Source organism: Acidaminobacter hydrogenoformans DSM 2784 (genome assembly GCF_900103005.1).
GTDB lineage: Bacteria > Bacillota > Clostridia > Peptostreptococcales > Acidaminobacteraceae > Acidaminobacter > Acidaminobacter hydrogenoformans.
Genome location: NZ_FMWL01000019.1, coordinates 41,841 through 64,545, shown reverse-complemented (window position 1 = coordinate 64,545; position 22,705 = coordinate 41,841). Strand labels below are relative to the sequence as shown.

21 protein-coding genes, 1 riboswitch and 1 other annotated feature are annotated in these 22,705 nt (G+C 52.4%); of the genes, 5 read left to right on the top strand and 16 right to left on the bottom strand.

Features of this window, described 5'->3' with window-relative positions:
* Positions 1–30: 30 nt before the first annotated feature.
* The 11 genes from BLP63_RS14000 to BLP63_RS13955 form a co-directional block, all read right to left on the bottom strand.
* Positions 31–1,143, bottom strand: a complete 1,113-nt coding sequence (locus BLP63_RS14000; protein WP_092592642.1) for an NAD/NADP-dependent octopine/nopaline dehydrogenase family protein — start codon at positions 1,141–1,143, stop codon at positions 31–33.
* Between the two features lie 443 nt (positions 1,144–1,586).
* Positions 1,587–2,468 carry a fumarylacetoacetate hydrolase family protein gene (locus BLP63_RS13995; RefSeq protein WP_092592640.1) on the bottom strand — a complete coding sequence of 294 codons (882 nt, stop codon included), beginning with the start codon at positions 2,466–2,468 and terminating at the stop codon, positions 1,587–1,589.
* Between the two features lie 89 nt (positions 2,469–2,557).
* Positions 2,558–3,628: a PAS domain-containing protein gene (locus tag BLP63_RS13990; RefSeq protein WP_092592638.1), complete on the bottom strand. Its 1,071-nt coding sequence runs from the start codon at positions 3,626–3,628 to the stop codon at positions 2,558–2,560.
* A gap of 13 nt (positions 3,629–3,641) precedes the next feature.
* On the bottom strand, positions 3,642–3,776 hold the full coding sequence (locus tag BLP63_RS17220; protein ID WP_278278141.1) for a hypothetical protein: 135 nt from the start codon (positions 3,774–3,776) through the stop codon (positions 3,642–3,644).
* Between the two features lie 153 nt (positions 3,777–3,929).
* Entirely contained in the window at positions 3,930–4,508 is a 579-nt protein-coding gene (locus BLP63_RS13985; protein WP_092592636.1) for a class I SAM-dependent methyltransferase, read from the bottom strand.
* A 95-nt stretch (positions 4,509–4,603) separates the two neighbouring features.
* Positions 4,604–5,641: an arsenic resistance protein gene (locus BLP63_RS13980; RefSeq protein WP_207646479.1), complete on the bottom strand. Its 1,038-nt coding sequence runs from the start codon at positions 5,639–5,641 to the stop codon at positions 4,604–4,606.
* Positions 5,642–5,835: 194 nt separating this feature from the next.
* Positions 5,836–6,150: a metal-sensitive transcriptional regulator gene (locus tag BLP63_RS13975; protein WP_092592634.1), complete on the bottom strand. Its 315-nt coding sequence runs from the start codon at positions 6,148–6,150 to the stop codon at positions 5,836–5,838.
* Positions 6,151–6,168: 18 nt separating this feature from the next.
* Positions 6,169–6,486: a thioredoxin TrxA gene (gene trxA / locus BLP63_RS13970; protein WP_092592632.1), complete on the bottom strand. Its 318-nt coding sequence runs from the start codon at positions 6,484–6,486 to the stop codon at positions 6,169–6,171.
* Positions 6,487–6,732: 246 nt separating this feature from the next.
* Positions 6,733–7,533, bottom strand: coding sequence for an EFR1 family ferrodoxin (locus tag BLP63_RS13965; protein WP_092592630.1), 801 nt, complete (start codon positions 7,531–7,533; stop codon positions 6,733–6,735).
* 185 nt (positions 7,534–7,718) lie between these two features.
* Complete coding sequence (gene pnpS / locus BLP63_RS13960; protein ID WP_408605876.1) at positions 7,719–9,398, bottom strand: two-component system histidine kinase PnpS; 1,680 nt, start codon at positions 9,396–9,398, stop codon at positions 7,719–7,721.
* A 128-nt stretch (positions 9,399–9,526) separates the two neighbouring features.
* Positions 9,527–10,279: a response regulator gene (locus BLP63_RS13955; RefSeq protein ID WP_092592626.1), complete on the bottom strand. Its 753-nt coding sequence runs from the start codon at positions 10,277–10,279 to the stop codon at positions 9,527–9,529.
* A 275-nt stretch (positions 10,280–10,554) separates the two neighbouring features.
* On the opposite strand from BLP63_RS13955, the gene BLP63_RS13950 reads away from it, so the two are divergent.
* On the top strand, positions 10,555–11,277 hold the full coding sequence (locus tag BLP63_RS13950; protein ID WP_242870924.1) for a coenzyme F420-0:L-glutamate ligase: 723 nt from the start codon (positions 10,555–10,557) through the stop codon (positions 11,275–11,277).
* 135 nt (positions 11,278–11,412) lie between these two features.
* On the opposite strand, the gene ilvA is transcribed toward BLP63_RS13950, so the two are convergent.
* Positions 11,413–12,648 (bottom strand): threonine ammonia-lyase, encoded by a 1,236-nt coding sequence (ilvA, locus tag BLP63_RS13945; RefSeq protein ID WP_092592624.1) that lies wholly within the window; start codon positions 12,646–12,648, stop codon positions 11,413–11,415.
* 195 nt (positions 12,649–12,843) lie between these two features.
* Positions 12,844–13,086: a binding site (T-box leader), on the bottom strand.
* Positions 13,087–13,327: 241 nt separating this feature from the next.
* Positions 13,328–13,427, top strand: a riboswitch (SAM riboswitch).
* 154 nt (positions 13,428–13,581) lie between these two features.
* Between ilvA and metF the strand changes: the two genes are divergently transcribed.
* The 4 genes from metF (at position 13,582) to BLP63_RS13925 (ending at position 18,790) form a co-directional block, all read left to right on the top strand.
* Positions 13,582–14,481 (top strand): methylenetetrahydrofolate reductase [NAD(P)H], encoded by a 900-nt coding sequence (gene metF / locus BLP63_RS13940; protein WP_092592622.1) that lies wholly within the window; start codon positions 13,582–13,584, stop codon positions 14,479–14,481.
* A 1-nt stretch (position 14,482) separates the two neighbouring features.
* Entirely contained in the window at positions 14,483–15,154 is a 672-nt protein-coding gene (locus BLP63_RS13935; RefSeq protein WP_092592620.1) for a hypothetical protein, read from the top strand.
* A 115-nt stretch (positions 15,155–15,269) separates the two neighbouring features.
* Complete coding sequence (locus BLP63_RS13930; RefSeq protein ID WP_092592618.1) at positions 15,270–17,855, top strand: homocysteine S-methyltransferase family protein; 2,586 nt, start codon at positions 15,270–15,272, stop codon at positions 17,853–17,855.
* A gap of 182 nt (positions 17,856–18,037) precedes the next feature.
* Entirely contained in the window at positions 18,038–18,790 is a 753-nt protein-coding gene (locus tag BLP63_RS13925; protein WP_092592616.1) for an epoxyqueuosine reductase, read from the top strand.
* A gap of 110 nt (positions 18,791–18,900) precedes the next feature.
* Here BLP63_RS13925 and BLP63_RS13920 read toward each other — a convergent pair whose 3' ends face one another.
* The 4 genes from BLP63_RS13920 to BLP63_RS13905 form a co-directional block, all read right to left on the bottom strand.
* The gene (locus BLP63_RS13920) at positions 18,901–20,163 is read right to left on the bottom strand and encodes an MFS transporter (protein WP_092592614.1); all 1,263 of its coding nucleotides are present in this window, start codon (positions 20,161–20,163) and stop codon (positions 18,901–18,903) included.
* A gap of 72 nt (positions 20,164–20,235) precedes the next feature.
* A complete protein-coding gene (locus tag BLP63_RS13915) occupies positions 20,236–21,060 on the bottom strand; it encodes a histidinol-phosphatase HisJ family protein (protein ID WP_170829472.1) in 825 nt (274 codons plus the stop codon).
* A gap of 363 nt (positions 21,061–21,423) precedes the next feature.
* The gene (locus tag BLP63_RS13910) at positions 21,424–21,828 is read right to left on the bottom strand and encodes a single-stranded DNA-binding protein (RefSeq protein ID WP_092592610.1); all 405 of its coding nucleotides are present in this window, start codon (positions 21,826–21,828) and stop codon (positions 21,424–21,426) included.
* A 144-nt stretch (positions 21,829–21,972) separates the two neighbouring features.
* Positions 21,973–22,665: a Crp/Fnr family transcriptional regulator gene (locus BLP63_RS13905; RefSeq protein ID WP_092592608.1), complete on the bottom strand. Its 693-nt coding sequence runs from the start codon at positions 22,663–22,665 to the stop codon at positions 21,973–21,975.
* Positions 22,666–22,705 lie beyond the last annotated feature (40 nt).

The window sequence follows — 22,705 nt, the reverse complement described above, 5'->3', positions numbered from 1 at the left end:
GCTATCCGTACAACTAAACTATGTACTGGATCAATTCGCTTTTTTTACGCCTGTCTCTGCGTATTCAATGATCTCCTCCAACGACATGTCTTCAAAGCCAAGGCTCTCCATGGTGCGACCTATTGCCTTGAGATCCTTTTGGAGTACAAAGCAGCCGAGCTCAACAATGTTCTCCATGCGCTCACAGCTGCAGCCCAAATGCTTGGCAAGGGATACCATTGGATACAAACTCATTGGGATGTCTTCGAGCATATAACGTGTATCTACCCTTTTCTGCCCCATCACCTCTTCGTAGGCTTTGTTCTTTTTGACCGCTTCAGATAGCGTTTTACCATCAGCCTGGTATAAAATCTGGTATTGCTCCAGGACGGTAGGCAACTCAAGACCCAGCTTGCTGCCGAGCTCCACACGTTCTCCATCCATCGCTTCTATGAAGGCGCCAATAGAGGGTGTGATCCCATCCCAATAATATCTCCAGTCATAAGGCGACTCGATCATGGAGACATTAAAAAGTGTTGGACCTGGATGCATGATGGCATTGAGATTGTTCAGGCTTGTATCCAGCACGTTTTTACCAGGAACCATTTCAGGGAAAGCCTTGTTGAGTTTAGCCACCACTTCCTCGGTTTTGTTCGCTGGAATCGCCGCGACCATCAGATTATTCTTGATCCCTTTAATCGACGCAAACCCTGGCTTGTTGAGCCTGCAGGCATAAAGCAGAGATTGGGCTTCTGCGACTATGACATCTGCTTTACAATTTTCTTCTTCAAAAACCTGTTTGAACTCGAATGCACCGAAGGTTGCGCCTGGATGAACAAAGACAATTTGCCCGTCTTCAAGATAAGGTGCCATTTTTTTAGCAATGTCTCTGTGATAAAGTGCTGGCAGAATGACCATAACGATTTCTGCGCCGCGCATTGCTTCTGCGATATCAATGGTTGCTTTATCGACCTTCCCAAAGCCTTTAACCGCGCCATCCACATAAATGCCGCCCTGGAAATTGATCGCGTTAACCGTATCAGGCATAACGTCAAACAGTGTGACCGGAAAGCCCATCACACCCAAGTGCGCCGCTGCCGATTGTCCCCCATTGCCACCCCCAATCACTGCCCATTTCATTGACTGAACGACTTTGTTAATCACTCAATGACCTCCTTTTATTTTTGTTGTCCTATTGTCCTACAACTAACTTTTTAAGAAAAACGACCTCGTCTAATAAGATCGTTTAGTCGGACTTCCTGTCTGGTTGTCCTACAGCTATAATATTCCGAAAATTTTATTAAATCAACCATTGTTATTTATTTATCTTAATTATTTTTATAACTGCGTTCATATATCATAGGTTTCAAACAGGACCTCCATCACTGTATTTCATGCAAATACTATATTGGTAATTTTCCTTTTCAAAAATAATAATGCAGGACAGAATTAAAAATCTTGCAAAGCTTGAGCTGCCAAGCTCATTATTGTTAAATTAATATCAACATGTAGATTATTACCTATTCATTACTTATGATTCAAACGCAAAAATGAGAAGAGCTGTGCCCTCCTCATTCGTTTAGTTTTATCACTTTTTTTGTGCGGCTTTAACCTTTAGCATCTGACACACTGACAGGATTCGTCAAAGACATAAAACCATCGATTTGACACTCAATGGTATCCCCCTGCTGAATGTGAACTGCCCTGGGTGTACCAGTCGACAGGATATCCCCTGGCAGCCACTTGAAGACTTTTGAATGGAAGGCGACGAGAAAATCCGGTGGAAAGGTCATGTTGGATACAGTGTTTTCTGCATAGACTTCACCGTTATGTACCGTTCGAACTTTGAGGCGCATGATGTCTTCGATCTCATCCGGAGTGATGAGCTGAGGGCCAAAGCTGATGAAGGTATTGAAGCTTTTTGCCATGGTCAGATACCTTGGGTTTTGCCTCAAAATGTCTTCCGCCGTCATATCAATGATGGTCGTGAAGCCTGCCACATAATCCAGCCACTGCGCCGGTTCAATGTTTTCGCATTCGCGGCCCATGATGACGCCAAGCTCCGCTTCTCCGGTGGTTTTTTCTGACTGGACTGGTATGACGATGGTGTCTCCATGACCAATAATGGCCGTTGCCGGTTTATAAAAGCTCGCCGGGAAGGTTTCAGGCGCCTTCTCAGATAAATCCGCCGCATGGTTTTTGTAGTTGAGCCCTATACCGAAAATTTTAGCGGGATATCTGTATAGAGGGGCAAAGATCGCTTGCTCGAAAGGGATGGCCTCCTCAGTCAGGGCTTCGAGCTGAGCTTTTCCACCACTGTTGTACCAATGGGTCATCTCGGGGATCTGCCCTTTGGTAATCAGCGGGAACATCTCTATCTCCCATGACTTGGAAAACAGCTGATTGATTTGGGCAATAGTTATGATGCCTTTAGGCGTTACAACGCCGGCGATTTCTTGTTGTTCACAGTTTATGGTGACCAGCCTCATTGTCAGAAGTCTCCTCTCATTGTGGATGATTGGTGGAGATTTTGTGTCGTTTGGACCCTATCCCTTCAGCGACCCTTCCGCCGCCTGCTTCAACCTTCCCAGGACAGTAGACGCCGCTCGCCATCCATCTCTTGAATGTCCGTGATATCTTGGCTGACTTCGAGGACGCCGCGGTAGATTGGGGGCGCCTCTGTCGTGTCAGCTGGCGTGCGCAAGGCAAAATACTGGATCAGGACTTTCCTGCCTCTGAGATTGATCCAAAAGCTTGCGGTATCCTGACGGCCTTCTTTAAAGGCCTGAACGATTTCGAGGACTTTGTCCACGCTCTCTGGCGGATGGCAATAGCGGACATCCCGGCCTATGATGGCGGTTGAGCGTGGGAAAAAGCGATCTTTGGGCCTTGAAAAGTAGCGGACTTTGTCGTTCTCATCCACAAAGGTCATGTCCACAGGCAGGGCGTTCAGCAGTGTGATCAGCTGGTCGGCGGTGAGGGTACCGGTGCCGGTGTTGATTTCGAGACCGCTGAGGGATTGGGAGAGGTGTGGGGCGGTGGGACCATCGGCAGAAAGAGGCTCTGGGAGGGTCTCTGGGGGAAGAAACGGGAAGCCATAGTCAAAGCTCTGGCGGGTCATGGACGCAAAGTCTTCCGCGGTCAGGGCTTCCACGGCGCATGGGAAGAGAATCAGGGATTCCTTCTGGTCGAGGCCTATCATGTTGAAAAAGAGCTGGCCAAGCTCGGCGTTGATTTCCGGCTCGGAGGCAGTGGCCTCTGTCAGCAGCTGGAGAACTTTTTTGAGGCTGGCGCGGGTGGTGTCGTGAAGGGCCCACATGATGGCCACGCCCTCGAAGCGTTCATTCCTCTGCTCCATGACCGGAAAGAGAATGTTTTCCTTTTTCAGATAGTGCGCCTCAAATTCCAGCAGCGGGGTCAGGGTTTCCAGGAGCTTCTCGCGGTTTGCCAGGGTCTGGCCCTGCTTGAGTACGGCTTTGACTTGATCCATTTTTTCGTTCATAGCCTCATTTTCCCGGAGCATCAGGTCGATAAAGGTGCCGGGCTCAGGCTTTGGCCAGTCGTAATGGCTGAGGGCGTGGTAGAAGACGTTGATGACTTTGTCGAGGACATTTAAGATGTCGTTATGGCTCGTACCGGAGGACCACACCCGGTAGAGAATTTCAAAGACCTCCTGGGGGGGTCACGGCTTCAATGTCGGGGCGGTACTCGAGGTAAAGGGTCTTGCCGTCCTGCTTTTTCAGGACACCGTGGACGTAGTCGACCAGGCGGCTGACTCTGGCTTCGCTGATTTTCACTGGGCTCACTCCTTGCGGGGATTTTTCGATTGTCCCTGGAGTCTATACCCAGGAATGGGGATGCAGGCAACAAAAGAGTGGCGGGAATTCAATGGGGGACAGGGGCTTATGGCGGGGACTGTCCCCCGCCATAAGCCCCTGTCCCCCACCAAACTATGGCTTTACTGCAACCCCTTCAATCAGTGCGCCGCCCAGGCTGACGCTGTGCTTTTCAAGGACGAAGCCCGCCTCTTTAATGGTCTCCAGGGTTTCCCTATTCAGGTTGCAGCCGCTGGCAATCTTACGCCAGTGGGGATTGATGCCATTGACCGCTTTCCTGACGTGATGGTGGTCCGGCATGACGTGCTCGATAAAATAGATCTTACCGCCTGGCTTTAACAGCTCGTAGACGCGCTGCAAGCCTTCCAGGGGGTCATCCACTGAGCAGAACACCAAGGTGAATACAATACTGTCGAAGGAAGACGGCGGCACCTTCAACGCTTCCAGTGGCGCCTCGTTGTAGACGACTTCGACATCCTCAGGAAAAACGTAGCTTCGCGCACGCTTTGAAAGCTTCAAATCACTGAGGGTCAGCGCTTCGATCTTTGAATAATCGAAATACGGGAGATTCGCGCCGGTGCCAGTGCCTATTTCGAGGACTTTTCCGGAAACTTTAGACATCAAACTCTTCCTTGAGGCCCTCAGCCTCAGCGCTTCAAGCGGTGCCATAAACCAGTCGTAAATTGTATTCATAAGTTCACCTCCAAGACATTCACATGTTTTTTCCAAAAAATCGAAAAGCCGCTGAAGGGACGCATCAGTTTCCTGACCCCCTTCAGCGGTTTGTATTATTTAGTTGCAGCGGCTTTGACCATGCCCTCCGGGAGACTGTCTGCAGCCGGCTCGGCTTTCGCTGGATAGAACCGTCCAAACAGCTTCACGTACCACGCCGCGGCCTGGGCCTGAATGACAAAGGCCAGGGAGATGACGAGCACTGCCTCAGCGCCTTGCGCACCAAAGGCTGTCATGGCAATGGCAAGGCTGATGGACAGGTTGCGCATGACCGTGCCGTAGATCAGGGCAATGGCGTCCTCACGCTTGAACATGAAGCGGCCAATCAGTGTGCTCAGGGTGAAATTGACAATGTAGATCAGCACCAGCGGCACCAGGAGCTGGAGCACCAGGGCTGGATTTGAAATGAGGATTTTGGCCCGCAGCGCCACGGCTATGAAGACAATCATCAAGACACCCAGGGTGGAGATCAGCGGGAAGCGGGTTTTGTAAACTTTTTGGAATTTTTCGGCGCCGTGACGGCGGATGAGTGCGCGCTGGGTGAGGTAACCTGCGACCATCGGCAAAAAGACGACTATGAGGATTTGGCGGGCTATGTCCACCATAGGGATGGAGATGGACGTGCCCAGGAAGAAGACGAGGTAGAACGGCGCCAGGATGGAGCCCAGGATCAGGCCTATGACGGTCATCTTGACGGCTTCCTGGATGTTGCCTTTGGCCATGCCGGTCCAGCTGATGGTCATGCCGCTGGTCGGCAGCAGCGAGGTGAGCAGGATGCCCAGGACCAGATAAGGCTGGTCGCGGAAGAAGGTCATGGCCATTAAGTAACCTACCACAGGCATAAGGATGAAGTTGACGAGCTGGGTCGTGACCTGCAGCTTCGTGTTGGTTTTTCTCAGCAGGGACTTCAGGTCCATGGTGACCATCATAGGGTAGACCATGAAGAAGGTTAGTGGCAGGATCAGGCTTTTAAGGGCGCTGACGTTGAAAAAGTAGCCGGCGAGGACGCCGAGGATCATAAAGGCCGGGATACTGAGGGCCAGATTTTTCTGGAGTCTCCCCAGGAATTTGAATATGGAAGCTGTCGTCATCATGTCACCTGTCTTTCATAAGTATTTTGGAATATTTTGCAGTTTTGCAGTTTTGCGGTTTTGCACCCGCCCGGGTGGGCAGGGGTTAAAAGGTTAAAAATCAGGCCAGTGGCTTTGCCGATGGTCCTTGCTAACACCACCATCGGCAAAACCGCCGACCACTATAGTCTATTGAGATCGCGTTGAAACAGCCGTCCCTACGCCTCCACAAAGCCCAGGAACTTCTGGATCGTGTCCAGCAGCTCGTCCATAGCCTCATCCGGGTGCTCCCCTGCGGCAATTTCCACCATGCTGCGTCTGTAATACTTTTCAAGGATCGCGCTGCCCACCTTATTGGTGGCCGCGCGTACGGCGGAAACCTGGGTCAGGACGTCGCGGCAGGGCTTTTCCTGCTCGACCATCCGCTGGATGCCCTTGATCTGTCCTTCGATCCTTCGCAGGCGGCGCATGATCTCTTCATTGCTTTCGTACTGGTCACTGAATTGGTTTTGGATTTCTTCCAGTTTGGTCATGGCTGTGTCCCTCCCGGGTTAGAGATTCGCCTCAATCATAGCCTTGATGCCGGCTTTTGTGGCGTTGTCTCTGGTGGCGTCCGCGACTTTCTGGCCATCCTTGTAGAGGATGAGGGTTGGCAGGCCTAAAACCTTTTGGGAGATCGCAAGTCTGCGGGCCTGGTTGGTGTTCAGCTTTCCGAATTTGACCTTGCCTTCGTATTCCTGCGCGAGGGCTTCAACGTCCGGCATCAGGGCCTTGCAGGGCTCACAGCTCTCGCCCCAGTAATCGACAAGGACAAAGCCTTCTGCCTTAAGTACTTCTTGCTCGAAATTATTTTGATCTAAAACTAACATGTCATTTCCTCCTTGGATTTTGGTTGGGGACAGGGACTCGTGGTTGGGGACTGGGCCCAACCACGAGTCCCTGTCCCCTTCTATAAGCCCCTGTCCCCGACCACACTTCGCTTTATACCCCCTAAGGGTATCTCTGTATTATTTTTACCATAGGTGTCCCCCCCTGTCAAGGGATTATGACCAAAAAAAGATCAGCCTATGCCGGGATTCGACTTAAGCTGATCTATATAACACTCTTAACTTACATTATTCAATGTAGAAGAAGGCTGGTGATTTTCGTACTTCTGAACAATTTTCAATCAACCGGTTCGTAATCTGTTGGATCATTTCATGCTCAAAGCGCTTTGCCTCCACCGGGCACTTGCGGATACAACTGCAGCAGCGAAGGCATTTCTCAGCTTCAATTTTGGAAAAGTCCATAAAATCTATAGCCGAGGTTGGGCAAAAGGACGCGCAAATACCACAGCTGGTGCAAGCGTCACTTGTAACAGGCGCCATAGGCGGCGTCGCCTTGCGCTCTTTGTATGGCAGGCTGCCGCTGACGTTAAGGCTTATGTTGACCTGGCCACCTGAAGTCATCAGCGAATTTATGTAAGCCGCGGTTTCACGTCCAAAAGCCTTAGCGCCGTCCAGGTCCTCAATATCCGGCCGCCCCGTCGCCACCAGCTCTGTATAGGAATGCTCACCCACAAAGGCCCCGCCCGCGACGCACTGAAAGCCACGTGCTGCCATCAGGTCTCTGAGCTCAATCAGCGCATCCTCATAATCCCGGTTTCCGTAAACCACCACAGGAACTGCCAGGGTACCCTCACCTTTGAGCTTCTCCATCCAGTGTTCCATAAGCTCTGGAATACGGCCAGCGTACACCGGCGCGCCAAAAACGACCACATCCTCTGATCCGAACGCCAGCGCCGCCGCCCGTCCCTTCACCAGCGTCAGGTCGTAAACGTTCTCCGCGTTGCCAAGGCCAGCACCCACGGCTTCAACGACCTTCTTTGTATTCCCCGTGGGGCTGAAATAGATCAGAGATAGGTTCTTTTGCTTCATTTTGAATTAGCCTCCTGTTATGCTTCATAATATTTTCACTCTGTGAACTCGTTTTCCGTTTTATTGACATATGTTATAATTATTCACCCAAAGCAGACCTTCTGTCAAGCCCCTTTCAAAAACAAAATGGAGAGCACCTTGAAAACAAAGCGCTCCCCATTCCCTGTCACCAGTACCTCAGTCCTTTACAACACCCGCTGCCCCACATCTGTCCGCGGGAGGAGCACCGTAAACTCGCTGCCTTTCCCGGGCTCAGACTTCACTGAAATGGCGCCCCCAAAGGACAGCACAATGTGCTTCACGATGGCCAGCCCAAGCCCCGTGCCACCCACGTCTCTGGACCGCGCCTTGTCCACCCGGTAAAACCGCTCAAACAGCCGCCCCAGGTGATCCCGCTCAATCCCAATGCCATTATCGCGCACTGAAATTGTGATCTCTTTCATGTCAAAAGAAACCTTCACCGTCACGTGCCCACCCCCTGGTGTGTACTTGATGGCATTGTCCACCAGGTTGATCAGCATCTGCTTGAACCAGTTCGGGTTGCCGTGCAGCGTCGGCAGCGTCTCAGGCAGGATGCTCTGGATCGCGATTTCCTTGGACGCAGCGCTGTCCTCCAGCATCAGCACCACATCGCCGATGGTCTTCTTCATATCAATAGGCTCATAAATCCCATCCTCTGTCCTGCGTTCAATGTCCGTCAGTACCAGCAAATCGTCAATGAGCTCACTGAGGCGCGACGATTCCACTTCCACAATCTCGAGGAATCTGTCCCGCACCCGCTCATCCTCAACTGCCCCACCCCGCAGGGTCTCTACAAAGCCTTTAATGCTCGTGAGCGGGGTCTTGAGCTCATGGGACACATTCGCCACAAATTGCTTGCGCATGATCTCCAGCTTCCTGATCTCCGTGATGTCCTGAAAAATCATCACGACCCCAAGGCTGCGGCCCCCCTCCTTAAACTCCCGGATAGGGTTCGCGTAAACATTGTAAACGTCCCGTCCCGCCGCGGTCATCTCAATCTCCCGAACCGTTGGCTCATTGGTCTTCATCAGCGCCGTCAGCGCTTCCTGAACACTTGAGCTTCGCACAAAATCGAGAATGAAACGACCTCTTGGGTCCAGCCCCTCCGCGCCAAAAATGCGTTTCGCAGACCCGTTGATGAAGAGGATCCTCAGCTCCCGGTCCACCGCAATCACTGGATTCAGCACGCTGGACAGGATGGCGTTCATCTGGGTGTTCTGGGCACTGGTCTCCTCCAGCTTGCCCTTAAGCTCATCACTCATGGTGTTGAAGCTCCGGGCGAGCTCCCCGAATTCATCCTCCGTACCCGTATAAATCTTTTCGCCGTAGTAACCGGAAGCAATGCGCTTGGTCGCGCTGCTGAGCTCCTTAATAGGCCGCATCAGCGAAACGATCCAGCGATACCCCAGCATCAGCGCCGCCGCGAGCCCAACAAGCGCCACCCCAACCACGATTTGAATCAGATTTCGAGTGTACTGATCCACAGACTTTAACGGCACCGCCAGTCGAATGACCGCCACGTCACTGTCAGTTGTAAGATTCGGCACTGCCACATACAAAAGCTCTTGGCCGATGGTCGCAGATACCCTGCTGCTGCGCCCAACCTGCCCCGCCAGGGCAATTTCAACTTCAGGTCTCCCACCATGATTTTCAAGGGTCTCCGCAGGCTCCGTCGAATCATAAAGCACCCGGCCGTCTGCCGCTATGAGCGTAATCCGGAAACCAAGATCCTCTGAGAGGGACCTGAATTCCTCTGTCATAAGCTCAAGGCGCCCGCCCTCCATTTCAATCAGCCGTGAAATATACCTGGCATCTGAGCTGAGCCGCTCCTCCACGCCATTCATATAACTCTGGCGGATCAAGCTATTGGACATCAGTGCCATAAAGAGCACTGTCAAAATTATAATAAATGAAAATATGCCAAAAAGTCTTTTCTGCATAAGCACTCCTCTCTTTTTACGGCGCAGCTGACTTACTTAAGCTTGTATCCCACACCCCGCACGGTTTCAATCAAATTGCCATACTGTTCATCTTCAATTTTGCTCCTGAGATGCCTGATATGGACATCCACCGTTCTCGTCTCACCAAAATAGTCATACCCCCAGATCTCATCCAGAAGAAGATTGCGGGTCAATACCTTCCCGCGGTTTTCCGCCAGCATTTTCAGCAGTGAAAACTCCTTCAGGGTCAGGGTATAAATTTTGGATCCCCGGCGCACCTCATGCTTATCCAGGTCGATTTCTATATCTTCCACTTTGATAACGCCGGTATGGATCGCTTCTTCCTGCAGTGGCTTCGCCCGTCTTAGAACAGTACGGATTCTGGCCTCAAGCTCTCTGACGCTGAAGGGTTTGGTCATGTAATCATCCGCGCCAATTTCGAGACCAACGATTCTGTCCGTCTCACTGGCCCGGGCCGTGACCATGATCACTGCGGTATGGCTGAGCTCTTCCGTCCTCCGGATTTTTGTGCAGATCTCAATGCCGTCCATTTTGGGGAGCATGAGGTCCAGCACCACCAGGTCAGGTTTTTCTTCGCCTACCAGCTTGAAGCCGGCTTCGCCGTCATAGGCGGTCAGGACGCTGTACCCCGTCGCCTCCAGGTTGTAGCGGATCAGCTCAGAAATGTTTTGATCGTCTTCAATAATCAATATTTTAGTATTCGACGCGGATTTTGTCTGTCCCGCCGCTACAGCGTTCCCCTTGCCTGTTCCATCAGAATTCATCAAAAGCACCTCCAAAGTTATCTCCTCTAATATACCCGATAATTGTTAAATTCACATTATGAGGGTAAAATTTTTTGCCTTCTTTTTGAGAGTCCTTATTCTGATGCACCATCTATGTTAAGATAGGATTGTGTTTTAGAGAGAAGTTTCGTTAATATGTTGTCATCCACACTTCCTGTGTTTATAATAAATACCAACGAACCATCAAACTTTCTCATAGAATCCCGAATAAGCTTCGACTGCGTTTTCGATAAATTTAATGGAGGTTTTTGACAATGACAGACATGACAAAACCGGCAAAGCCAAAGAAAGTTAAATATCCTGAAATTGACCTGAATAATGAGCGCTACCTGAGGATTCCAATCAAGACCCATGTCGTCATGTTCGGTGATCAGCTGAAAGACATTGTCGACCAATATGCCAGGGAGCATCTTGAAAAGGATGACATCCTTTTTATCACGGAAAAAATTGTCGCCATCACCCAGGGCCGCGCTTATTATATGAAGGACATCAAACCCCGGAAGCTGGCCAAAGTGCTCTCAAAATATGTCACGAAGACCCCCGCGGGGATTGGTTTAGGTATTCCTGAGACCATGGAGATGGCCCTCAGGGAGTGCGGCGTTCCCCGCATCATGATGGCGGCGGCAGCGAGCGCCATTACGAAGCCCCTTGGCAAGAAAGGTGTCTTTTACCAGCTTGCGGGCTACAAGGCTTCTTCCATTGACGGTCCGACCCTCAACACCCTCCCGCCGTACAACCAGTGTGTGGTACTGGGCCCGGACAGGCCGGACGAAGTTGCCAGGGAGATCAGCGCCCATCTCAGGGGGATCAAAGTCGCCATAGCGGATATCAATGATATCAGCGGCGTGATCTTAGGCACCTCCCATCCGGGCATGGACCGGCTTAAGATCGCAAAAATCCTGAAGGACAATCCTCTTGGACAAGATCTTGAGCAAACGCCTATGGGCATCATCCGCAAGATTTCCAGCGACCTTTAAAAAGGCGCCGGTACATACAAAGACAAATAAAAGGAGAGGCAGCTTGGGCGTATCCCCAGCTTGCCTCTCCTTTTGAGGTTTTGGTTGGCGGTTTTGTGGTGGGTTTAAGGGACCATCGGCAAAAGCTTTTGTTTTTTAGTAGACTTTTCTCACCTTGTAGCCCATTTTCGCGAGCTCCCGCTGGATCTCGTCAATGTGGGCGTGGCCGCTGGTCTCGCAGGTGACCTCGAGCTCCACGTTCATGAAGCGGTCTGTGTTTTTGAACTGGTTGTGGTCGAGGCCTATGACGTTGGCGTTGAGGCGGGCCAGGACTTCGGAGATTCTGAGGAGCTCGCCGGGCTTGTCCGGAAGCTCGACGCTGAAGCAGAACAGGCGGCCCCTGGAAACGAGGCCTTTGTTGATGAGGGTGGAGATGGTGACCACGTCAATGTTGCCGCCGCTGACGACGCTGACGACGTTCTTGTTGAAGACGTGAAGCTTATTCAGGGCGGCCAGGGAGACCGCGCCGGAGTTCTCAGTGATGAGTTTGTGCTTTTCGAGCAGCATCAGGAAGGATTCCATGATTTCGCGGTCGCTGACGGTGACAATCTCGTCGACGTACTGTCGGATGATGTCAAAGGTCAGCTTGCCAGGCTTTTTAACGGCGACGCCATCCGCGATGGTATCCACACAGCTGAGGCACACCAGCTCGTCCTGCTTGACGGAGGCTTTCATGGCCATAGCGCCCTCAGGCTCAACGCCAACGATCTTGACCGACGGCTTGAGCTGCTTGATGGCCATGGCAATGCCCGCGATCAGGCCGCCGCCGCCAATTGGCACCAGCACCACGTCCACATCCTCAAGCTCTTCGACGATTTCAACGCCTATGGTGCCCTGGCCTTCTATGACGTCCAGGTCATCAAATGGATGGATAAACACGCTACCTTGCTCCTTCTGGAGTCTCATGGCCTCTTCATAGGCTTCGTCATAGCAGTCGCCGGCCAGGACAACCTCTGCGCCAAAGTTTCTGGTCGCTTCCACCTTGATGATAGGCGTGGTCTTAGGCATGACTATGGTCGCTCTGACGCCGAGGCGTGCGCTGGCGAGGGCGACACCTTGGGCATGGTTGCCGGCGGAGGACGCAATGACGCCCCGTGCCTTTTCCTCTTCCGTGAGCTTATTGATTTTATTGTAGGCGCCGCGGATCTTGAACGCGCCGGTGACTTGCAGGTTTTCAGGTTTTATGTAGACGCGGTTGCCGCACTCCTCGCTGAACGCTTCGCTGAACAGCAGCGGCGTTTCGCGGATCACGGGCTTCAGCGTTTCCTGTGCCTCTTTGAAATTCACAAAATCCAGATAAGATACTTTTTCATTGACCATATGCAGTGCCATTATAAAGACCTCCGTTTCATTTTTGCGGGTGTTGGTTGGGGACTGGGCCGCGTGGTGCGGGACTGGGCCGCGTGGTGCGGGACTGGGCCGCGTGGTGCGGGACTGGGCCGCGTGGTGCGGGACTGGGCCGCGTGGTGCGGGACTGGGCCCGCCTGAACACCCGCCCTTTAAATACAAAAAACCGTCCTTTCACTATGAAAGGACGGAATATTCCGCGGTACCACCTTATTTGCACGAATGCCACTCACTCAGCTCGATCAAGCCTGGGCCTCTAACGGGGCCAGTCGAAAACGCTTACATGCCCTTCCCAAAAGGACGGGTGTTCAGCGTTTTTGCTCAGGGATGATTTGAAAAGGCACGATATTGCGTCGACTTTCACCAAATGCCGACTCTCTGTGGCAACCGTTTACTTTTTCCGTTTCCCATCTTAGCGGTTAAATATCGAATTATTGTTTTGAATATTATCAGAACTTTCGATCGATTTCAAGGGTTTTAGAAAATTTTTTTATTTTTTTCAATGCATTGACGCTGAGCAGCTCCAGCCTATATTCAATGACTTTATTGTTGTACAGGCAAAAAGACGTGAAAACCAACCGAAAATTCGGAAATTTGCCTTGACATCTTCACACTTACTTTTTATAATTAGTTCAATTCAATAGACGCCATCCGTCCGGGATGGCACTTATCCAGAGTGACGGAGGGAACTGGCCCTGTGAAGTCCGGCAACCTGCCCCTGAGGGCGTGGTGCTAAGTCCAGCGGTTTAACCGGGAGATGAGATCACGACAAGCGTAGCTCTACTTCGGTAGAGCTTTGTTTTTTGCCTGAAAGTCGGCGTACTGTAACCACACTGAAACAGCTGACATCGAAACACCCGGCCACAAATTAAGACCTTAATTGAGATAAAAGAGAGAGACGAAAGGAAGACACCCCCAATGAAAATCAAAGACATGCTCATCGCCACACGGCCCACGGTTTCCTTTGAAATTTTTCCGCCAAAGGCCAACTACCCTATCGAAACCATTTACGAGACCATTGAGGCCCTGAAGGACCTGCGCCCGGATTTCATCAGCGTCACCTATGGCGCAGGCGGCACGAGCCAGGACAATACTATTGAGATCGCATCAAAAATTAAAAACACTTACGGGATCGACTCCATTGCCCACCTGACCTGCGTCACTTCCTCCAAATCCAGCATGATCGAAACTCTGGAAAAGATTCGCTCCAGCGGCATAGAAAACATCCTGGCCCTGCGTGGGGACATCCCACAAGCCCTCCTCGATGACAAGACCTGGACACCGGAATACCGCTACGCCTACGAACTCATAGAGGATATCCATAAGTTCGACAACTTCTCCATAGGCGGCGCCTGTTATCCGGAGGGCCACATTGAATCCAGAAACAAGATCGACGACCTGAAAAACCTGAAATTCAAAACGCAAAAAGGCCTCGACTTTCTCATCACCCAGCTCTTCTTCGACAATGAGCTCTTCTATCAGTTCCGCGAGAAAATGGAGCTCCTCGGCATCAAAACCCCGGTTCTCGCGGGCATCCTCCCCGTCCTCAACATCAACCAGGTCATCAAAATCCAGGAGCTGTCCGGCTGCAACCTGCCGCCCAAGTTCATGCGCATCCTGAACAAATACGAGCACAACCCGGAAGCCCTCCAGGAAGCCGGCATTGCCTACGCGGTCGACCAGATCATTGACCTCATGTCCAGCGGCAGCGTCGACGGCATCCACCTCTACACCATGAACCGCCCGGAGCCGACCCGCCGCATCATGGAAAGCATAGGCACCATCCGCAGGGCCCTCAGCACCAGAAGAGAGGGATAACATGATCGACCGCGACGAAGTCCTGCGCTACCTGGGCGTCCGCGATAAGGCCCAGGCGGACCCACAAACCCTCGCTGAAGTCGAGGCCCTCTCGTCAGAGCTCGAAGCCAAGCTTAGTGGCCGATGGATTTACAACCCCTTCCCCGTCGAAAAGCACACGCCCGACGGGGTCTGGCTCCAGGGACTGTCCGAGCCCCTTATGGGAAAAGACATCGCGAAGCTCCTGGCCCCCTGCGACACCGTTTATCTCATGGCCTGCACCTTAGGCCCTCAAGCGGAGCGGCTTATAACCCTGAAAAGCCATCTGTCCCCCACCGCCGGCCTGATTGCGGACGCCTGCGCTTCCGCCCTGACGGAGGCCTGGTGCGACAAATGCGAAGCTGAGATCCGCAGCCGCGCCGGGAACCTGACCTTCCGCTACAGCCCCGGTTACGGTGACTTGTCCCTGAAGATCCAGAAGCCCATCCTGGAGGCCCTGGTGGCCCATAAGCGCATTGGGCTCTCCCTGAGCGACAGTTACCTTCTGACGCCCCGAAAAAGCGTTGTGGCGATCCTGGGGGTGCTGCCGGAAGTGAAGGGGCTGGAACAGGAACCATCGGCAAAGCCTCACCGCTGCGGCCTGGAAAGCTGCGACCTCTGCCCGCTCAAGGAGACGTGTACGCGCCGCCGCTGAGCGGGCGTATTTTATAAGTCTGCAGGCGTCCTCCGGGGTCGTCCAGTAGTGAATCCCCATGCAAATTGAGGTATAATAAGGCAACTATCAAAATAAACTGAGGATGTGATTTCTTTTGAGTGAACCACAAACAGCTTTCTCTTCTGCTTTCACAGAGCTTTTCGCAGCGAACCGGCTCATGATTTTTGACGGTGCCATGGGCACCATGCTCCAGCGCTATGGCATGAAGCCCGGGACGCTTCCGGAAGCCCTGAACGTCGCGGATCCGGCGCTGATCCAGCGGATCCACCGGGAATACCTGGAGGCCGGCGCGGATGTCATCACCACCAATACCTTTGGCGCCAACGCTTACAAACTCTCCACCAGCGGCTATACGGTGGCTCAGGTCGTTGAGGCGGCGGTGGAAAACGCCAAGGCTGCCCGTGGCGACCTCAAGGCGCTGATCGCCCTGGACCTTGGCCCTATTGGCAAGATGATGAAGCCCATTGGCAACCTGGATTTTGACGCTGCCTATGACTATTTCAAAGAGCAAGTCGTCGCTGGCGTGGCGGCCGGGGCGGACCTCATCCTGATTGAAACCATGTCCGACCTTGGGGAAACCCGGGCGGCCGTTCTGGCGGCCAAAGAGAATTCAAGCCTGCCGGTCTTCGCCACCATGACCTTTGCAGATGACGGCAGGACCCTCACGGGGACCGACCCTGAGATCATGATCCTTTCCCTTGAGGCCCTTGGGATAGATGCTCTCGGCGTCAACTGCTCCCTGGGCCCTGAAGAGCTGGAGCCCATCATCCAGCGCATCCTGGCGTTTGCCAAGGTGCCGGTGATGGTCCAGGCTAACGCGGGCCTGCCAGTCTCAGTCAGCGGCCGGACGGAATTTTCCGTGGACGCCCCGACCTTTGCGGATTACGGCAAGCGCTTCGTCCAGAGTGGCGTGAAGATCATAGGCGGCTGCTGCGGCACGACGCCGGAGTTCATCCAGGCCCTGGCAGCCCTGCGGGGGGATTACCGCCCGGCACCTGCCGTGACACGAGGGGATTACGTCTGCTCCGCCCAGCAAAAGGTGGCGCTGACGGGTAAGTTCACGCTGGTGGGTGAGAAGATCAATCCATCCGGCAACAAAGGCCTCAAGGCTCAGTTCCTGGCTGGGAATTCCTCCGCCGCCATCAAGGAAGCCTTCGACCAGATCAACCACGGTGCTGAGGTGCTGGACGTCTGCACGTCCCTGCCGGCGGTGGACGAAATGGCCGTCATGGGCGAAATCATTGAAGCTTTCAACGGCCTGATTGAGGCACCCCTTCAGTTCGATTCCACGAAGCCGGCGGTGCTTGAGCGCGCGCTGCGTCTTTACAGCGGTGTGGCCATCATCAACTCGGTCAACGGGAAGCCGTCCTCCATGGAAAAGATTTTCCCAATTGCGAAGAAATATGGCGCCTACGTCGTTGCGCTCTGCTTAGATGAAAACGGGATCCCAGAAACTGCCGATGGTCGCATGGCCGTCGCCCACAAGCTCATAAGCACTGCGTCGTCCTACGGCATTGATGAAAGCCGTCTGATGATCGACTGTCTCGTTTTGACGGCCTCCGCCCAGCAGGCGGCGGTCATGGAGACTTTAAAGGGCATCCAGACGGTCAAGGCGACGACCAGGGCCTTGACGACCCTGGGACTCTCCAACGTGTCCTACGGCCTGCCTTACAGGGCGCTGATCAACCGGACATACTTCGCCATGGCGCTGACCAGCGGCCTGGATGCAGTCATCATTGATCCGGGCGCCGAGGGCATCATGGACACGCTGATGGCGTTCAGAGTACTGGCGAACCAGGATCAGGGGGCCGTGGCCTACATTGATTACCAGAACGAGAAGGCGGATCAGGCGAAGCTGGAGGCGTCAGCAAAAGACGAGCTGCTGGCTTCTGCGCAGGCCTCCGCGGCGCACGCGGCGTCACTGCTTGGGCAGCTGACGAATGGCGGCGGCAGCGTCGCGGCGGTCAGTGTGCAGGCGGGGACTGGGCCGGCTCAGAATGTGGTCCGCCCTGCGGGCGGAGAGGGTGTTGGCGGGCGACCATCGGCAGCTGCCCTGCCTGCGGACAGTTTTGAGCGGCTGCTGCTGGAGGGGCAAAAGGATGCTATTATGTCTCGTACCCGGGCGCTGCTGGAGACGACGCCGCCCCTGGATGTGGTGGACCTGCACCTGATCCCGGCGCTGGACGCGATTGGGCAGCGATATGAAGCGAAGATCATCTACCTGCCGCAGCTGATTCGGGCGGCGGAGACGGTGACGGCGGCGTTTGAGCTGGTTCGCGGGAAGCTGTCCGAGTCCTCGGAGGCCATGACGGCGAAGGGGCGCGTGCTGCTGGCCACGGTGCAAGGGGATGTCCACGATATTGGCAAGAACCTGGTGAAGGTGCTGCTGGAAAGCTACGGTTATGAGGTGCTTGACCTGGGCCGGGATGTGCCGGTGGAGAAGGTCGTGAACACAGCGGTGGCCGAGGGGATCAAGCTTGTGGGCCTCAGCGCGCTCATGACGACCACGGTGTCGAGCATGGAGGAGACGATCCAGGCGCTGCGGGCGACCGGGATGCCTGTGACAGTCATGGTAGGCGGCGCCGTCCTCACGGAAAGCTACGCCAAGACCATAGGGGCGGATGAATATTGTCGTGACGCCCGTGCGGGGGTCAGCGTCGCCGCCAGGGTTTTCGCTTAGCTTTAACTGACTGGGATGGTGGTGGCAGGGTTCCCTTATTTTCCCGGGGGAATGGGCATCCGCGCAGGGTGGCCCACTCCCGCGCAGTCAGTCCCTGTCCCCCACCACGCGGCCCAGTCCCGCACCACAAGTCCCTGTCCCCATCTACCATCTTGATTTAAACACAAAGGAGGCCACCCTCTTTGAAAACCTGGCTTGAAAACACTATTACAGCTTATGTTCGCAGCTTTGAATCGCGGACTGACACTACAACCCGTTGGAAAGATCCGCTGTACGCTTATGCGGATGCAAAAGACCCTCTGTTTGAACTTTTCAAGGAGGTTGTCAGCCCTACGCACTGCATGCCAGAGGACTTCATTCCTGATGCCGCCAGTGTCATCACTTATTTCCTTCCGTTCAAAGCCTCTATTGTAAATAGCAATGTGGGCGGCCGGCTAAGCTCCGAGGTCTGGGGCCGGGCGTACATTGAAACCAATGTGTTAATAGGTGAAATAAACGCCCATGTGGCTAAAGTCTTGTCTGAAAAAGGCTATGTCAGCACCAATATGCCCGCGACCCACAATTTTGACGAGGAGCAGCTTATGAGCGACTGGTCCCATAGACACGCGGCTTACGCTGCAGGTCTTGGTACCTTTGGGCTCAACAATATGCTGATTACAGAAGCCGGATGCGCCGGAAGGATTGGCAGCATCATTACCAACCTGGTCTTGCCTGCAACGCCTCGCCAGGGGGTAGAGCGCTGCGCATACAAAAGGGACGGTTCCTGTGGTGTTTGTGTCAGCGCGTGTGTACATAACGCCCTTTTCTTTGACCATTTTGACCGCCACCGCTGCCATGAGATGTGTCTGGAAAATGCCAAGCACCTTAAGCATCTTGGCGTTGCGGATGTTTGTGGTAAATGTGTCGCAGGCATGCCCTGCGCGTTTAAAGGTTGAAACAACTAAAGCCGGTCTGAACCGACTGCTGAAGCCCTCATTATAGTGGGCTTTTGGCAGCGGCTCAGACCGGCTTTTTTCTTCTCTTATTTTCTTGTTTTCTTATTTTTTCAGATCACTTCAATCAAGCGCTCCCGGGCAATCCTTCTGTCTCTGTAGAAAAAGAGCAGGCTTCCAGCGAATCGAAATGCACCTGTGATGTAAAGGGCAAACACAATGCCCTTCAGCTCGAAGAAATAGTGTCCAAGCAGCGGAGCAGTCGCAAGGCTCAGGTTAATAAGCACGTTATACGCAGCTATATACATCACCCGGTTTTCATCCGGCGTCGCCTCAAGGAGCGCACCCAAAGTGACACTGAGGGTTCCAGAGGTGAAAAAGCCGGCGACCAGGGCTGTTGGAATCAAAATATAGAGATTGGGGGACCAGGCGTACATTAGTGGTGTGAGCGCCATTCCAAAAGAGCAAATGGGCAGGACGACACTGTTGCCGTGCTTTTCGATTTGCTTGCTCCAAAAACTATAGCCAAAGAACATGGTAATGGCAGAGACTACAGAGATGATGGCGGGCCAGAGCTCGTTGGCACCCAAGTTCTTGATCATGTAAATATTGAATAGCGGCCAACCCATGTGCCAGCCAAAGTGAAAGCCCAGGCTGCACAGCGCGAAAAAGCGGAAGGTTTTGTTTTTTATGATGCCAGTGATCATGGGCATGAAAGGTTCTTTGTGTTTGGTTCTCGCAAAACCGGCATCTCGCTTCGCAACTTTGAATTTCTTAAAGGCCTTATACTCCATAATCCCAAAGAGAAATGCAAGGACAAAAAAGATCTGGTAGATTATGAGCCGCTGGGCATCTGTTTTTGGCACAAGCGTCAGAACGTTTCCGCTGATCAGCGTCACCGCAGTCAAGGCGGGCACGGTCAGCTTGTTGCGCATACCTATGGCGCTTGCCCTGGCCCTTGGCTCGAATATAGCGCCTATAAAGCTCTGATAGCTGGTCTGGTAAATGGCGTCCGGTACACACATCAGCGTGAATAGGGCGAGGAAGCCAAAGGCGCGGTATTGCGGCGGGAGGAATGGGATGAAAGCCATGGTGAACAGGAACCATCGGCCAGACAGAATGAGGCGGGCGGTCGTACGCTGTGTATCTTCAGAGCGTCTAAGCCACAAGGCCCCTGGAAGAATGGCAATAAGCGTCACCAGTCCCGGTAGCGCATTGATCAATGCAATCTCCAGCTCAGTGCCGCCTATGCGTTCCAGAAATTTGACAGAAAAGGGTTTGTAAAAGTTCAGTGCGGTCTCATAGAGGATGCCGTAAAGGGCAAACATACGCGTATTGTAATCCGTCTTGCCGGCTGATAATTTTCGAAAACGCAAGGTCAATCCCTCACCCGTATATAAATTCTTGGAATATTTTATTCAATTCGGTTCAAGCTTAGTATCACGGCCTTAGTCCCGAGCGTAAAACGTTTCAAGCACTTCAAGGGGTACCGGGATAGGCTGCATGCGTTCGAAGCGGTAAATTTTGTCGAAGCCGGCTTCCCTGAGCATTTGAATGCCCAGGCGGAACTGGTCGCCTATGGTTTCAGGAACATGGGAGTCCGAACCAAGGGTCACGATTTCACCGCCAAGTTCTTTATACAGCTTCAGAACATCAAGGGAAGGCAGCGTTTCACCAAGGCCTTGCCTGATGCCGGAGAGATTGATCTCGATGCCTTTGCCTGCTTTGATGACTTCTTTCAGAGGCTTCTCTATCACCTCTTTGTATTTTTCAAATGACAGGGCTTTGACGTCGTCATTGTAACGTTTGACAATATCAAAATGCCCAATGACGGAATAATCCTTGTAATCCTTCAGCATTTCATAGAGCTCTTCGTAAAAAAAGAGAAGCGCCTCTTCCGGGGTCCGGTCGCGGTAAAAATCGCCATTATAGAGGTCTTGCTTTCCTGAGTTATGGACGCTGGCAATGACGAAGTCAAAGGCGTGCATATTGACGAGGATGGAGCAACGGCCGAGAACGTGTGGCTGGATGCCTATCTCCAGACCTTTTCGCACTTTAATGCGGTCGGCATACTGTTCCGCGAGGGCTTCATATTCCACAAGCCCCATTTCAACGTCAAAGTCAAACTGAATTTCAGTGGAATTATATTCATAATCAATGTGATCCGTGATCGCGATTTCCTTCATACCGGCTGCAATGGCGCCTTCAATCATTTCTTTGACTGGAATCGCGCAATCCGTTGAAAAATAAGAATGCATATGATAATCGTACATTTTAAGTCTCCTTTGCAGATCGCTTGTTGTATACATTATAACAAATCTTCCCAAACTTTATATGGTCAAAAGTCACACATTGATTAATTTTTACTCTCAAAATAAGGAGAAACTTTGGTTGAAATTATAAGAGTGGCATGAGGAATCTGGGTCTCTTGATTTGTATTTCAGCACTGACGCGCACCTCTCAGGTCGTCCCTGTCCCCCACCATAAGTCCCTGTCCCTCACCACAAGTCCCTGTCCCCCACCAAAAAAACACCCGCACAACGCTTCAACCCAAGCGTCATGCAGGTGTTTATGTATTTGGCTCTATTTATTCAGCGGCCGCGCTTCATCTTATTATAATTTTCATGGTCAATCCACTAAAACGGCGCGCTTTCAATGGTTTCTTCTGCAACGAGCTCTATTGCCGCGGACTCAGCAGCGTGTTTGTTGTTTGACAGGAATCTGATATGAGACGCGATAATATCTGTGGTAAAGACCTTCCCGCCATCCTTGTTTTCGTAGGATGACGTCGAAACCCGGCCTTCCACGCTGAACATGTCTCCCTTTTTCAAATAGAGCTGACAGGTTTCAGCCAGCTTTCCCATGGCGACCACTCTGGGAAAATCCGCGGTGGGTTTCCCCTGGCGTCGGAGCTCATCCCGTTTTTCCCGACCAAGGGAGCGGTCAACAGCGATGATCAGCTTGTTGACTGCCAGACCACCTTGGGTAAATCTCAACTCCGGTTCATGCGTAAGACGACCGATCAAACTGACATTGTTCATAGAAACCCTCCTGTGTTTGGTATATTTTTACAATACCAAACCAGACGACAAATGTCAATATTTAACATTTAAAAACCATACATTTATTTCCACTTTTTATGCTACAATTCCACTTCGCTGCGCTGGGGCACCCCACACAGCCACCTACTCATAAAAACCTGCTGACAGCGCTTCCAATCCCTGAAAATCTTTAATAATGATCTGACTTCGCCGTTTCTCAATCAATCCCTGCTCGGTAAAGTCCTTGATAACCCTGCAAAGGTGTCTGTAGCTGGTCCCCAGCATAGTGGCAATTTCCTTGAGGTCAAAGGTCTTGATTTCCTGAACACGCCTGTCATTGACCTGGGAAGAAATTGAAAGCAGATAGCCCGCGAACCTGTTTTCCAGCGGATAACTCAAGTTGATCGCCATAGCGTTGGAAACGGCCATGACTTTATGGCTCAGGCTCTCAATGATAAAATCCTTGAACACGGGATCATTCGCGGTTTTTTCCTTGATGACCTCAAGGCGGATGCCAATCAGATGACAATCTGTCGCCGCGCTGACAGATGTTCTCACAGGCCTGTTAATGCCAATCTCAACATCCCCACAAACGCCAGGGGGCTTTATGAACCTTAGAAGGACGACTTTTCCATTATCCAGTGCGTAGGATACTTTCAGAGTCCCGGTGGCAAGAAAATAAAACATGGTCACCGGCTGATTGAGTTCATAGACCTCTTCCCCTCTCTCGATCTGATACAAGGTCATATCAGGGCGCAAGTCTTTGGAAAAGCAAGCGTTTACGTTGAGCTTCCCAATATAATAATCAATCAGTTTATCGTCCATCAATCTGATCATTAGTCATTCCTCCTGCCATTTGTCCTCTATATTGCCATTA

What these genes read in the sequence shown, in the direction of transcription:
- BLP63_RS13995 (WP_092592640.1), bottom strand. Translation starts at nt 2,468, where the DNA reads ATGAGGCTGGTCACCATAAACTGTGAACAACAAGAAATCGCCGGCGTT.
- BLP63_RS13985 (WP_092592636.1), bottom strand. Translation starts at nt 4,508, where the DNA reads ATGAATACAATTTACGACTGGTTTATGGCACCGCTTGAAGCGCTGAGG.
- BLP63_RS13980 (WP_207646479.1), bottom strand. Translation starts at nt 5,641, where the DNA reads ATGATGACGACAGCTTCCATATTCAAATTCCTGGGGAGACTCCAGAAA.
- BLP63_RS13975 (WP_092592634.1), bottom strand. Translation starts at nt 6,150, where the DNA reads ATGACCAAACTGGAAGAAATCCAAAACCAATTCAGTGACCAGTACGAA.
- trxA (WP_092592632.1), bottom strand. Translation starts at nt 6,486, where the DNA reads ATGTTAGTTTTAGATCAAAATAATTTCGAGCAAGAAGTACTTAAGGCA.
- BLP63_RS13965 (WP_092592630.1), bottom strand. Translation starts at nt 7,533, where the DNA reads ATGAAGCAAAAGAACCTATCTCTGATCTATTTCAGCCCCACGGGGAAT.
- pnpS (WP_408605876.1), bottom strand. Translation starts at nt 9,398, where the DNA reads ATGAATGGCGTGGAGGAGCGGCTCAGCTCAGATGCCAGGTATATTTCA.
- BLP63_RS13955 (WP_092592626.1), bottom strand. Translation starts at nt 10,279, where the DNA reads ATGAATTCTGATGGAACAGGCAAGGGGAACGCTGTAGCGGCGGGACAG.
- BLP63_RS13950 (WP_242870924.1), top strand. Translation starts at nt 10,555, where the DNA reads ATGACAGACATGACAAAACCGGCAAAGCCAAAGAAAGTTAAATATCCT.
- ilvA (WP_092592624.1), bottom strand. Translation starts at nt 12,648, where the DNA reads ATGGCACTGCATATGGTCAATGAAAAAGTATCTTATCTGGATTTTGTG.
- metF (WP_092592622.1), top strand. Translation starts at nt 13,582, where the DNA reads ATGAAAATCAAAGACATGCTCATCGCCACACGGCCCACGGTTTCCTTT.
- BLP63_RS13935 (WP_092592620.1), top strand. Translation starts at nt 14,483, where the DNA reads ATGATCGACCGCGACGAAGTCCTGCGCTACCTGGGCGTCCGCGATAAG.
- BLP63_RS13915 (WP_170829472.1), bottom strand. Translation starts at nt 21,060, where the DNA reads ATGTACGATTATCATATGCATTCTTATTTTTCAACGGATTGCGCGATT.
- BLP63_RS13910 (WP_092592610.1), bottom strand. Translation starts at nt 21,828, where the DNA reads ATGAACAATGTCAGTTTGATCGGTCGTCTTACGCATGAACCGGAGTTG.
- BLP63_RS13905 (WP_092592608.1), bottom strand. Translation starts at nt 22,665, where the DNA reads ATGATCAGATTGATGGACGATAAACTGATTGATTATTATATTGGGAAG.